Annotated in this window: 11 protein-coding genes; 6 read left to right on the top strand and 5 right to left on the bottom strand. The window is 41.6% G+C overall.

Annotation, left to right across the window (positions count from 1 at the left end):
• The first annotated feature begins 230 nt into the window (after nucleotides 1-230).
• The 4 genes from ACFQ3S_RS18250 (at nucleotide 231) to ACFQ3S_RS18235 (ending at nucleotide 3,556) form a co-directional block, all read left to right on the top strand.
• Nucleotides 231-1,274 carry an NAD(P)-dependent alcohol dehydrogenase gene (locus ACFQ3S_RS18250; RefSeq protein ID WP_377167159.1) on the top strand — a complete coding sequence of 348 codons (1,044 nt, stop codon included), beginning with the start codon at nucleotides 231-233 and terminating at the stop codon, nucleotides 1,272-1,274.
• A gap of 112 nt (nucleotides 1,275-1,386) precedes the next feature.
• Nucleotides 1,387-2,196, top strand: a complete 810-nt coding sequence (locus tag ACFQ3S_RS18245) for a 5'-nucleotidase, lipoprotein e(P4) family (protein WP_377167157.1) — start codon at nucleotides 1,387-1,389, stop codon at nucleotides 2,194-2,196.
• 67 nt (nucleotides 2,197-2,263) lie between these two features.
• Nucleotides 2,264-3,130 carry an aldose 1-epimerase family protein gene (locus ACFQ3S_RS18240; RefSeq protein ID WP_377167155.1) on the top strand — a complete coding sequence of 289 codons (867 nt, stop codon included), beginning with the start codon at nucleotides 2,264-2,266 and terminating at the stop codon, nucleotides 3,128-3,130.
• Nucleotides 3,131-3,214: 84 nt separating this feature from the next.
• Nucleotides 3,215-3,556, top strand: a complete 342-nt coding sequence (locus ACFQ3S_RS18235) for a hypothetical protein (protein ID WP_377167153.1) — start codon at nucleotides 3,215-3,217, stop codon at nucleotides 3,554-3,556.
• 62 nt (nucleotides 3,557-3,618) lie between these two features.
• On the opposite strand, the gene ACFQ3S_RS18230 is transcribed toward ACFQ3S_RS18235, so the two are convergent.
• Nucleotides 3,619-6,339, bottom strand: a complete 2,721-nt coding sequence (locus ACFQ3S_RS18230; RefSeq protein ID WP_377167151.1) for a DNA gyrase/topoisomerase IV subunit A — start codon at nucleotides 6,337-6,339, stop codon at nucleotides 3,619-3,621.
• Nucleotides 6,340-6,578: 239 nt separating this feature from the next.
• Here ACFQ3S_RS18230 and ACFQ3S_RS18225 point away from each other — a divergent pair, with 239 nt between their 5' ends.
• Nucleotides 6,579-7,133: a hypothetical protein gene (locus tag ACFQ3S_RS18225; protein ID WP_377167149.1), complete on the top strand. Its 555-nt coding sequence runs from the start codon at nucleotides 6,579-6,581 to the stop codon at nucleotides 7,131-7,133.
• 33 nt (nucleotides 7,134-7,166) lie between these two features.
• Here ACFQ3S_RS18225 and ACFQ3S_RS18220 read toward each other — a convergent pair whose 3' ends face one another.
• Nucleotides 7,167-7,676: a YdeI/OmpD-associated family protein gene (locus ACFQ3S_RS18220; protein WP_377167147.1), complete on the bottom strand. Its 510-nt coding sequence runs from the start codon at nucleotides 7,674-7,676 to the stop codon at nucleotides 7,167-7,169.
• A 163-nt stretch (nucleotides 7,677-7,839) separates the two neighbouring features.
• On the opposite strand from ACFQ3S_RS18220, the gene ACFQ3S_RS18215 reads away from it, so the two are divergent.
• A complete protein-coding gene (locus ACFQ3S_RS18215) occupies nucleotides 7,840-8,265 on the top strand; it encodes a nuclear transport factor 2 family protein (protein WP_377167145.1) in 426 nt (141 codons plus the stop codon).
• Between the two features lie 86 nt (nucleotides 8,266-8,351).
• Here ACFQ3S_RS18215 and ACFQ3S_RS18210 read toward each other — a convergent pair whose 3' ends face one another.
• From ACFQ3S_RS18210 to ACFQ3S_RS18200, 3 genes are all read right to left on the bottom strand, one after another.
• Nucleotides 8,352-8,849 (bottom strand): cytidine deaminase, encoded by a 498-nt coding sequence (locus ACFQ3S_RS18210; protein ID WP_377167143.1) that lies wholly within the window; start codon nucleotides 8,847-8,849, stop codon nucleotides 8,352-8,354.
• 432 nt (nucleotides 8,850-9,281) lie between these two features.
• Entirely contained in the window at nucleotides 9,282-11,159 is a 1,878-nt protein-coding gene (locus tag ACFQ3S_RS18205) for a DNA topoisomerase IV subunit B (protein WP_377167141.1), read from the bottom strand.
• Nucleotides 11,160-11,295: 136 nt separating this feature from the next.
• Nucleotides 11,296-11,958 (bottom strand): hypothetical protein, encoded by a 663-nt coding sequence (locus ACFQ3S_RS18200; RefSeq protein WP_377167139.1) that lies wholly within the window; start codon nucleotides 11,956-11,958, stop codon nucleotides 11,296-11,298.
• Between the last annotated feature and the right edge of the window lie 73 nt (nucleotides 11,959-12,031).

Below are 12,031 nucleotides of genomic sequence, written 5' to 3'. Positions count from 1 at the left end.
CCTGAATCCTTAATGACATTGTGTTCGCGCCAGCATAAGGGGTTGCATTTGATTACTGTTTATAAGTTTAGCGTTAAAAACACTTCCTAAAGTTGTAAGCTCTGTTTAGTAGCTAAACCTATACTGCAATAAAATTGTAAAATATGTTTGAACACCCAAACAAAAGCATGGCTGTTTGCTTTGATTTTACAACACAAAAACTAATTTTAACCCGCAAAACATTTAATCCAATGACATTAGTAAAAGCATACGCTGCACAGGCAGCAGACCAACCCCTTGCACCCTACTCTTTTGAGCGCCGCGAACCGCAAGCCGAAGACGTAGAAATTAAGATTTTATTTTGTGGTGTATGCCACTCCGATATTCACACCGCCCGTAACGAATGGGGCGGCACGGTTTACCCATCGGTACCGGGCCACGAAATTGTAGGTACCGTAACCCGCGTAGGCAGCAATGTAACCCGCTTTAAAGAAGGTGATACGGTTGGCGTAGGTTGTTTTGTAGACTCGTGCAGGCATTGCTCTAACTGTAACGACGACCTGGAGCAGTACTGCGAAAACGGGCATACACAAACGTATAACTCCTTGAGTCAGGACAAGCAATACACTACCTTGGGAGGCTATTCGAGCCATATTGTGGTAACCCAGCACTTCGTGCTTTCGGTAAGTGATAAATTGCCGTTAGAAAAAGTTGCCCCTTTATTGTGTGCCGGTATCACCACTTACTCGCCGTTACGCCACTGGGGTGTAAAAGCGGGCGATAAGTTAGCCGTTGTAGGTTTAGGTGGTTTAGGTCACATGGCCGTTAAATTAGCTGCCTCTATGGGTGCCGAAGTAACTATGCTGAGTCGTTCTCCTAAAAAAGAAAAGGATGCCAATGAATTGGGTGCACACCACTTTGCGCTCACTACCGATGCTGATACCATGGCCGGATTAGCTAATACTTTCAATTTTATTATTGATACCGTTTCAGCTCCGCACGATTATAACGAGTACTTGGCATTGTTAAAAACAGATGGCGTGATGGTATTGTTAGGTGCGCCGCCAGAACCAACCCCGGTTGGTGCATTCCCCTTTATTATGGGTCGCCGCAGTTTGGTAGGTTCGTTAGTGGGTGGCATTAAAGAAACCCAGGAAATGCTGGATTACTGCGCCGAGCATAACATCACTTCAGATGTGGAAATGATCAACATTAACCAAATTAACGAAGCTTACGAACGCACCTTAGCCGGTGATGTTCATTACCGTTTTGTAATAGATATGGCTACGCTGTAACAAATAGTTTTTTTTATACCTATAACAAACGCCGTGGCACAAGTTGCTATGGCGTTTGTTATTTACACATAGTTTATTAGTTTTAACCTGATACTATTCAACTTTTCATTTCATGAAAAAAGCCTGCCTCCCCTCTCTCTTGATATTAGCCATCTTCTCTGCCTGTAGCACTACCAAAAGCACGGTTAAAACTGCCGGTACATCTACCGTGAACAACGGTAAGGTCTGGGCATCATTATGGCAACAGCGCTCGGCCGAGTACAAGGCTTTATGCTTTCAGGCGTATCATATTGCCCGTTTACGGTTGGATGAGGCATTAAAGCAGCCGGGAGGCAAACCCTTAGCTATTGTGACCGATATTGACGAGACTATTTTAGATAATAGCCCGTACGATGCACAACGTGCCATTAACAACCAGGAGTATGACCTGGCAACGTGGAAACAGTGGACCGCCAAGGCGGCTTGCGATACGGTTGCCGGCGCACCCGGCTTCTTTAAATATGCGGCAAGTAAAGGCGTCAACGTTTTTTACATTACCAACCGCGATGAGGATGAACGCGCCGGCACTACCAAAAACCTGCAATTATATGGTATGCCCTATACTGATACCCAACACGTTTTGTTAAGATCGGGCAGTTCGAGTAAAGAGGCACGCCGCTTGCAGGTGCTTAACAACTATAACATCGTACTGCTTTGCGGAGATAACCTGGCCGATTTTGATAAGTTGTATGACAATAAACCATTGGAAAGCAGCCGCGACGCCACCACTACGCAGCTCAACAAAAAATTTGGCAGCAAATACATCGTATTGCCCAATCCATCGTACGGCGATTGGGAAGGCGCGTTGTTCAATTTCAATTACAAACTTACCGCAGCACAAAAAGATTCAATTATTAAAGCCAGTTTACGTTTCAATAAATAAGCTTAGGCAAACCGTATGAAGACTGCTTTGTTGCTATATTACGTTTATTACAAACTAAATCTTTGTTATGACCATCATTGAGAACGATAACTTTAAAGTTAGTATTAGCCCCAAAGGCGCCCAGTTAACCTCTTTATACAATAAAGCTACTCAAACCGAACATCTGTGGCAGGCTGATGAAAAGATCTGGCCATGGCACGCACCTAACCTGTTCCCTATAGTAGGTGGTTTGGTTAATAACGAATTACATGTAGATGGACAAACTTACACACTACCACGCCACGGCTTTGCACGGCAATCGGAATTTGAGATATTAGAAGCCAGCCGCAATCATGCGGTATTATCGCTGGTGGCAACAGAAGAAACGCTCAAAGCTTATCCATATCAGTTTGCATTTCAGGTTCTGTTTGATTTGATAGATAATGCCCTGCGGGTAACTTATAAGATTATTAACCTGGATGATAAGCCTGTTTACTTTTCAGTAGGCGGTCACCCGGCTTTTAACGTTCCGTTTAATAGGGAGGATAGTTACGAAGATTATTACCTGGAATTTGAAACGGCAGAAAAACTGGAAGCTTGCCTTTTATCGGCCGAAGGGTATTTTACCGGCCAAACGCAACCGGTTGAACTAAATGGGCAAAAACTGCATTTAACCCGCCATTTGTTTGATGCAGATGCGCTGGTGTTTAAAAACATCCAATCTAAAATAGTTACTATTAAATCAACCAAACACCAGCAAACTTTATCGTTGAATTTTCCTCATTATAAACATTTGGGGATATGGGCTAAGCCGGGTGCCAATTTTGTTTGTATTGAACCCTGGCTGGGCTATGCCGATGCTGTTGATGCATCTACGGATATTAGTCACAAAGCAGGCATCCAAAAAGTAGATAAAGGCCATGTATTTGAAGCGCCTTATTACATCAGCTTTTAAAAATATTACATTAAGTTAACTTTTTTAAAACATTATATGCCGGATAGAAGTTTTGTGTTTAAGTTTAATTTTATCTTTAATCACATGAAAAAGAAAATTTATTTATTAATGACAGTCATGATGTTAAGCTTTGTGGCTTTTACATCTAATGCAGCTACTAAAAATGACGAAGGTATTAACTACAAAGAGTTTTACGCCAACAAAACCGTTGAAGAAAGAAATGCCCGTGTAGAAGAAATCAAAACCCGTGTGGATGAGATCAGAACTATGGACAAATCTGATTTGAGCAAAACTGAGCGTAAAGAATTAAGAAAAGAATTGAGAGAACTGAAAAAAGAAGCTAACGCTGCTGCTGCCGGTGGTGGTGTTTATCTTTCAGTTGGTGCAATTATCATTATCATATTAGTATTGATCCTGATCCTGTAATCAGCATAATACCACATTTAAAAACAACAAAGGGACTCAATTTTTGAGCCCCTTTGTTGTTTTTAGAACAGTCCTAACTGACCTTTGCTTAAATCTATATCATCTTTAGAGTCCTTCCCTTTATTTTCAGGGAGGTTAAAATCTATGTCTTCAGGGTTGGTTATTTCCAGATCGATGTTCTTTGCTGCTTTTTCGGGACTAACGTCCGGTATTTCTTTTTCTTCGGTTACATCGGTTATGATCTGGGTATCAGCTACCGAATCTGGTGCCGGGTCGGGCACATCTTCGGCATCATCATGTTCGGCTATGAGCTGTACGCTTTGCACCGGGTGGGCCGATAGGCGGTTACCCATAGCCTTCATACCTTTTATATCTATGAGGTCGGTCAGGTTCAATTCTACCAGTTCCTGCAACAGCGTTTTGCCTTTCAACTGCTCCACCTTAACTACGGGTTGTGCCGCACCCGAAATGAGGATAAGCTTTGAACCCGCTTCTTCGCTTATAAAGCTACTTTGCCTGCCTACGGGCGTGTTTTCAAAAACAAAACGCTTAACCAGGTAGTTTTTCGATTTACCATCGTAATGCACCACGGCATATACCTTTTCGGCGTCATATTTTTCAATGAGCAGCATTTTATCATCAAAATGGTTATTCAAATCAAAACTGGTAAGTTCGTAGGTACCGTTGGCTAACACCGTCAAAATTTTATCTTCCCCATCAAACTCGCCTAAATACCGGCCACGGCTATCGGCATTTAAGCGTTTCAGGTTTTCATCGTACCATATTTTACGGCCAGCAAGCGTAGAAACACCTTTGGTTTTCAACACAATTTTTTTTACCGGGTATTTGGTTAGCTGGTTACCCATCGAACTTCGTCCTTTAATAGCAATAGCTGCAAAATCTTCATCAAAGTTTAGTTTCTTTAATTTAGAATGCGGTTTGAGCTGTATGTTAACCACTTCGGCCTCACCGTTAGGATTAGCAGAGAAGTATAACATTTTTGACCCTTTAGATCCTTTGGTTAAGTCGTATTCTTTGTCGCGCGTTACGCCCACTACCGAAAAACGCTTGATATAGGCAGTACCGCTTTCACCATCTTTGTAGATCATATTATATACCGTACGCTCGTCATTCTTTTTAAACACGGCTACATGTATAATATCCTTACCCACAAATACTTTGTCCTGCACCTTAGTAATCATACACTTACCATCGGCCCTGAACACAATAATGTCGTCAATGTCCGAACACTCACCTACAGGTTCGTCTTTTTTCAAGCCGGAACCTATAAAGCCGTCCTGCCGGTTCACATAAAGCTTTACGTTAGCCAAAGCTACCTGCGATGCTTCTACCTTATCAAAAACACGGAGTTCGGTTTTGCGCTCACGGCCTTTGCCATACTTTTCTTTAAGCTTGGTAAACCAGGCAATGGCGTAATTGTTCAGGTGTTTAAGGTGATGATTTACCTCTTTAATTTCGGCCTCCAAAGCTTTCATTTGCTCATCGGCTTTTTTAACGTCGAAGCGGGTAATGCTGCTCATTGGTTTATCAATGAGCTTCTTATAATCTTCGGGCTGTATGGTACGGTAAAACTTGGGAAAAAAAGGCGTGAACAAAGTATTTAACACGCTTACAACTACCTCAAAATTTGCCGAACTCTCATAATCGGGGTGCTTGTACATCCCTTCCTGAATAAAGATCTTGAGCAGGTTACTAAAAAAGATCTTCTCCTTTAATTCGAGCAACCGGATCTCCAGCTCGCGCTGTAGCAAATGCTTGGTATGCGCTACGCTTTGCTGAAGGATATCGTTCACACTTAAAAAGTGCGGCTTATCATCTAATATAATACAGGTATTGGGCGATATGGATACTTCACAATCGGTAAAGGCATACAGTGCATCAATGGTAACATCGGGCGATATGCCCGGCGCCAGGTGCACTACAATTTCTACATCTCTCGCGGTATTATCTTCTATCTTCTTAATCTTAATCTTGCCCTTATCGTTAGCGGCAATTACGCTATCAATTAATCCACCGGTTGTGGTGGTAAAAGGTATTTCGTTAATGATCAGCGTTTTTTTATCGCGCTCAACAATTTTGGCACGTACGCGGATCTTGCCGCCACGCTGTCCTTCATTATAGTTCGTGGCATCGGCCATTCCACCGGTAGGAAAATCGGGCATGAGGTTAGGGCGCACACCATTCAATACACCTATAGATGCATCTAATAGCTCAATAAAGTTATGCGGCATTACCTTGGTGGCTAAACCTACGGCAATACCATCGGCTCCCTGGGCCAGCAGCAAAGGAAATTTTACAGGCAGGGTTATAGGCTCACGGTTACGGCCATCGTAGCTGGCCTGCCATTTGGTGGTATCGGGGTTAAAAACTACTTCGAGCGCAAATTTTGATAAACGCGCCTCAATATAACGAGGAGCCGCTGCCGAATCGCCGGTTATAGGATCGCCCCAGTTACCCTGGCAATCTATCAATAAATTCTTTTGACCTATTTGCACCATGGCGTCGCCAATGGAGGCATCACCATGCGGGTGATACTTCATGGTGTTACCAATTACGTTGGCCGCTTTGTTAAAACGCCCATCGTCCATTTCTTTTAACGAGTGCAAGATACGGCGCTGTACAGGCTTTAACCCATCGTATATATGCGGAACGGCACGATCTAAAATTACGTAAGAGGCATAGTCCAGAAACCAATTCTCGTACAAGCCATCCAGTGAAATAATATTGTGCAGCTTTTCGTTAGAATCTAAATTATCTGACATATCTGTTTTGTTAAAAAAGAGGTATAATCTTTTTTAAACATGTGTAAAGGTTAAACAATTGCTAAAAATATTAGCCAAATATACTAAATTCAAGGCAAATTACCTATTATGCCTGTGTGATATATCTATTATAATGGGTTGAATTTATTATATATTTTGATAAATTTTTCATTGATTTACAGTTCGTTGTAAACCTATACTCTTACCCGGAGTTTTTTATTTAAACTAACCAATGGATCATGATGAGGTTATGCCTGTTTACATGGGTAGCATTGCTATTGCATGCCTGCCAAACCACACCTGTTAAAAATGATAAAGGTAATTTAAAAAATACCTTAAAGTATGCTTATTTAATTAAAGACACCGGCCAATGGGTCATTACTAAAAACCATAACAATGCTGTTACTGCACTCAATGTTTTAAAAGCCTACGAGCTTGGCGACACGGCGCGACTGAGAAGTTATTTAGCCGATACCGTAGCCGTTTATTATGATGGTGGCAAATATAAAGGTGGCAGCCGCGAACTGATGTATGCTATTAAAGAAAAGATTAAGTCGTTAACCAACCTGCGCATCCAGGTAAATAATTGCGAAACAGCAATTAATAAATTAGAACATCAGGAGCGTGTAATTACCCGTTACACGCAATTTTATACTAACGAAAGATCGCAAGCAGATTCGGCCGACTTAATAGATGAGGCTTTTTTTGAGAATAATAAAATTGTGGTTTGGCGTAGCTATGTAAGGCGGTACGCCAATCAGCGGCCTTCCCCAGGAGAGGGTGAGATAAAATAATCAATTTAAAAGTCCTCCATCCTGAGAAAGGATTTAGGAGGAGTTTCTGCCTGCCCGTATCATTTGCCCATAATTCATACGGTTAGCCATAGCATGGCAGGTTTGGGCTATGCGTTTGGCGCGGGTGGGTATGGTTTTAGCACTGTTTATCCAGTTTACAAAATACCTGCGGTGCGATTCGGGCAAGCTGTTAAAATATTCTAACGCTTCGGGTTCATCGGCCAGGCATCCGTACACATCATCTGGTACTACTAGTTTAAAATCTACATCTTCTTGTAAACTTACCTGTAACAAAGCACCTTCGCGTTTACGCACACCTTTACGCATGGGAGCATTAAGCGTTAAAATAAAATGACCTCCGCCCATGGGCATTACGGCTACGCCCGATATAGGATAATTATCTAAAGTACCGCATACCCGAAAAGATTTGCGGTTACCGGGCTTTAATCCTTGTGCAATATCTGCCGGTATATCAATATATATCCAACCGGTCTTCTCACCCATTTCACCGAATTTTAAAATTATTGCAGTAAAAGTTACCATATTGTTAGGTGGGGCTTACCATTAACTAAAAATTAATGCACTTATAAAGGTTAATGTTAAAGAGTTGTTAAATCTTCAATTATAGTGAAATTAGTTGTAACGTTTGGGTAATTGTGGATGTCTTATGGATATATAAATTATTAAACATATAAAATATAAAGATATGAAAACCTTAAAATCAATTGTATTAGGCTTAGCCTTATTAGTAGTTACCAACGTTGTTAAAGCCGACGAACCTGTAGCTGCAAAAATTTCAAAAAACAAAGCTATTACAGCTTACATCAACGCCATGACCCAAGGTAAAAACAGCGGGTTAAATGACGTGATCGATCAAACCGCTAAATTCAGTTCGTTACGTGGCAACAAAGTGGTAAGCTTTGACAAAGCCGATATGATGAAATATGCTGAACAAAATAAAGATATTCAACAAAGCTGCACTACCACCACCACAGAGGTAGAAAGCAATTCTGATTTAGCTGTTGTAAAAGTTGATATGCAATATAGCAACTTTACACGTACCAATTACGTAACAATGGCTAATACCGGCGAAGGTTGGAAAATCACTAATGTGTATTCTGTTTTTAAATAAGCAGTTATTAGTAAATAAATAGTTTAGTTAATCATGAAGAAGCTGCTGCGAGAGCGGCTTCTTTATTTTAAAAGCTTTTTTATTTATTATGCAGGCACCGCTACCAGTCTATCTTCAAAAAAGAGGAAAGGCAAAAAGCTATCTATCCCATTGGTAACCCAGGTAGAACCATCCTGGCAATATAATATGGTGCGGATAGGTTGCTTTTGTTTCTTTTCGTACTCGGCCAATACTTGCAGGCAGGAGCCGCAGGGCGTTATAGGCTTGTTTATTACAAACTTGGCGGTGTAAGCGGTAACCGCCATACTTTCAATAGGATCGTCGGCATAATTGGCACCCCAGGTAAATAGCGCAACCCGCTCGGCGCACAAGCCCGATGGATAAGCGGCATTTTCCTGGTTGCTGCCATAAATTATACGGCCGCTTTGCAAACGTAATGCAGCGCCCACACAAAAGTTAGAATAGGGTGAATGTGAACCGCTCAATGCTTTCACAGCTTCGCGGCATAAGGCTTGATCTATATCGTTGAGCTCATGGAAGGTACTATACTCTTCAAAAGCTATTTTAATTTCGTGGTTAATCATGTATTTAACCCTCTTAACAAAGTAGGGGAAACAATATAGCAAGAAACTTTTACAATTAAGTAGTAGAGATCAATAACTTTTTTAGTAAAATAGCTGTTATATACACCATGGCTACTATCAACACAAAACAACTGTATTCAATTTTATCAGAAAAAGCAGGAAAGAAACTGCCGAGACTTTAACGGATTATATTGAGACAAAAATCAAAGATGATTTAGAAAACAAAAGTGCTACACTTGCTACAAAACAAGATATAGCTACATTAGAGGTAAAAAGAGCCGAATCGAAAGCCGAAATTATAAAATGGATATTTATAGTTGGGGTTGGTCAAGTAGTTGCCACATTCGGTTTTATACTGCTCTTTTTAAAGAAGCAACATAATACAAGCTAACAAAAATGAGGGATCAACTTACGTTGATCCCTCATTTTTGTTTAAGCCACTAAAGCATCCGGCTCTGCCAACAGCGGGTTTACCGTTTCGTCGTCTTTTTCTACGCGCAGGTTTTGTACAATATGCTGCTGGCGGGTTGGGGTGTTTTTACCCATAAAGTATTCGAGCAGGGCCTTGATGTTGGCGTCTTTCAATATTACCGGATCCAGGCGTATATCCTTACCTATGAACAAACCAAACTCATCGGGCGAAATTTCACCCAAACCTTTAAAGCGGGTTATCTCAGGTTTAACACCCAATTTGGCTATAGCGTTCCTACGTTCTTCGTCACTGTAGCAGTAAATAGTTTCCTTTTTATTACGTACCCTAAACAGCGGCGTTTGCAAAATATAAACGTGCCCTGCCTTTACCACATCGGGGAAGAACTGCAAAAAGAAGGTCATGATTAATAAGCGGATGTGCATACCATCCACATCGGCATCGGTAGCTATCACAATATTATTGTAACGCAAGCCATCCAAACCGTCTTCAATATTTAATGCATGCTGCAACAGGTTAAACTCTTCGTTTTCGTAAACCACTTTTTTGGTGAGACCAAAGCAGTTCAACGGCTTTCCTTTCAAACTGAACACGGCCTGGGTAAGCACATCGCGCGATTTGGTGATCGATCCGCTGGCCGAGTCGCCCTCGGTAATAAACAGTGTGGTATCCTGGCGGCGTTCGTGCGTATCTTCAAAATGTAGTTTACAATCGCGCAGTTTTCGGTTATGCAACGATGCCTTTTTGGCACGCTCGTTGGCCAGCTTTTTAATACCGGCAATATCCTTACGCTCCCGCTCCGATTGTAATATACGAGCTTTTAAAGCTTCGGCCGTAGCCGGATTGGTGTGCAGATAATTATCCAGCTCACGCTTCAAAAAATCGACGATGAAAGTGCGTACTGTAGGACCCTCGGGACCAATATTTTGCGAACCTAATTTAGTTTTAGTTTGTGATTCAAATACAGGCTCCTGTACTTTAATAGCTATAGCACCAATTATGGAAGCGCGTACATCGGCAGCATCGTAGTCTTTATCATAAAACTCGCGCACCGTTTTCACCACAGCTTCACGGAAAGCCGCCTGATGGGTACCGCCTTGCGTAGTATGCTGCCCGTTCACAAACGAATAATATTCCTCGCCGTACTGTTGGCCATGGGTTAAAGCCACTTCAATATCTTCACCTTTTAAATGTATGATGGGGTACCTTATATTGGCTACATCGGCGTTACGCTCCAGCAAATCGCGCAACCCGTTTTGTGAAAAAAACTTTTGTCCGTTAAAATTAATGGTTAAACCTGCGTTCAGGAACACGTAGTTCCAGATCATATTCTCCACAAATTCTGGTATAAAGCGGTAATTGCGGAAGATGGTTTCATCGGGAAAAAAATTGATGGCAGTACCGTTACGCTGGGTAGTTTCCTTTTCGGCTTCATCGCGTATCAATTCTCCTTTGGCAAACTCGGCCAGCTTAGTACGGTTCTCGCGGTATGATTGTACGGTGAACGAGGTTGATAAAGCGTTTACCGCCTTAGTACCCACGCCATTTAATCCCACCGATTTCTGGAAGGCCTTACTATCATATTTACCACCGGTGTTGATCTTAGACACGCAATCGATCACCTTACCCAGGGGTATGCCACGGCCATAATCGCGAACCGATACTTTGTGATCGCTCATGCTTACATCAATGGTGCGGCCCGCGCCCATTACAAATTCATCAATGGAGTTATCTACAATTTCTTTAAGCAGTACGTAAATACCATCATCGTAAGCGGTACCGTCGCCCAACTTACCAATATACATACCCGGCCGCAGGCGGATATGCTCTTTCCAATCGAGCGAACGGATACTATCTTCACTATAATTTACTTCTGCCATATGTTCTGAAAAATCCTGCCCCTGCCTTCCCAGGTAGAAAGGATTGCAATTAAAACTTCTCCCTACCGGGGAGGATTTAGGAGGGGCTTTATCATTCAAACATACTAAAATAATTGGCAACCATCAAGCGGTCAACTCACCTGAACTTAATGCAGTTGCGGGCTTTATTAATATTTTTAAAAAACTCAGGACCTTTTACATTGGTAAGGCAAACGGCCATAACATAACCAATATGGTGTTTTTGAATTGCTATGAGCAAGGCATATTTGTAGTTACGTGTTTCGGGCATGTTGGCCAAATCAAACAGGTAGGTTTTACCGGCATCGGCATTATACATTTCTAATACACTTTCAGGTAATGGCCTCATAAAATAATTATCGTCATCGCTTAAAGCCGATGCGTGGGCACGTGCCGCATTTAAATAGGTTGAATCGGGGTTGGCCAAGGTTTTACCGGTTATATTTTTAACTTGCTCATAGCTGGACCAGTTTTGTTTAAGTGAATGCACCTGAAACCAAACTTCAAAATCCTGGCCAGGCATGGTCATAGCGTAATCAAAAGTAAAATTCTCGTTATTTACAGCAGGTAACTCTTTAAAAGGAACCGGCAGCTTAAAATCTATTCCGGCCCCATCAGCTTCTTTCACAAAAGATGTAAACTGGCTACTTACCCTGGCTGCAATTGGCGTTACTTTACGCTTTTTATTTTTTTTAGTTTGCGCTGTAACCACCACCCCTGTAAGGTAAAGCATACCTGCAGCAAGTATTATAATTTTACTAATTTGCCTTATAAAATTCATTACTGGTAAATGCAGCGAACCGTTTAAATATGCTATATTAACAAACGCATCAATGATCAGTATCAAAGCAAAT

The organism is Mucilaginibacter terrae (assembly GCF_042679325.1).
GTDB classification, from domain to species: Bacteria; Bacteroidota; Bacteroidia; order Sphingobacteriales; family Sphingobacteriaceae; genus Mucilaginibacter; species Mucilaginibacter terrae.
The sequence above is the reverse complement of the archived record's forward strand: the minus strand, read 5'-3'. Positions and strand labels throughout refer to the sequence as shown.

Excerpts from the sequence above, each read along its gene's own strand:
- ACFQ3S_RS18245 (WP_377167157.1), top strand. The coding sequence starts at position 1,387 with ATGAAAAAAGCCTGCCTCCCCTCTCTCTTGATATTAGCCATCTTCTCT.
- ACFQ3S_RS18210 (WP_377167143.1), bottom strand. The coding sequence starts at position 8,849 with ATGATTAACCACGAAATTAAAATAGCTTTTGAAGAGTATAGTACCTTC.
- ACFQ3S_RS18230 (WP_377167151.1), bottom strand. The coding sequence starts at position 6,339 with ATGTCAGATAATTTAGATTCTAACGAAAAGCTGCACAATATTATTTCA.
- ACFQ3S_RS18250 (WP_377167159.1), top strand. The coding sequence starts at position 231 with ATGACATTAGTAAAAGCATACGCTGCACAGGCAGCAGACCAACCCCTT.
- ACFQ3S_RS18200 (WP_377167139.1), bottom strand. The coding sequence starts at position 11,958 with ATGAATTTTATAAGGCAAATTAGTAAAATTATAATACTTGCTGCAGGT.
- ACFQ3S_RS18235 (WP_377167153.1), top strand. The coding sequence starts at position 3,215 with ATGAAAAAGAAAATTTATTTATTAATGACAGTCATGATGTTAAGCTTT.
- ACFQ3S_RS18240 (WP_377167155.1), top strand. The coding sequence starts at position 2,264 with ATGACCATCATTGAGAACGATAACTTTAAAGTTAGTATTAGCCCCAAA.
- ACFQ3S_RS18215 (WP_377167145.1), top strand. The coding sequence starts at position 7,840 with ATGAAAACCTTAAAATCAATTGTATTAGGCTTAGCCTTATTAGTAGTT.
- ACFQ3S_RS18225 (WP_377167149.1), top strand. The coding sequence starts at position 6,579 with ATGATGAGGTTATGCCTGTTTACATGGGTAGCATTGCTATTGCATGCC.
- ACFQ3S_RS18205 (WP_377167141.1), bottom strand. The coding sequence starts at position 11,159 with ATGGCAGAAGTAAATTATAGTGAAGATAGTATCCGTTCGCTCGATTGG.
- ACFQ3S_RS18220 (WP_377167147.1), bottom strand. The coding sequence starts at position 7,676 with ATGGTAACTTTTACTGCAATAATTTTAAAATTCGGTGAAATGGGTGAG.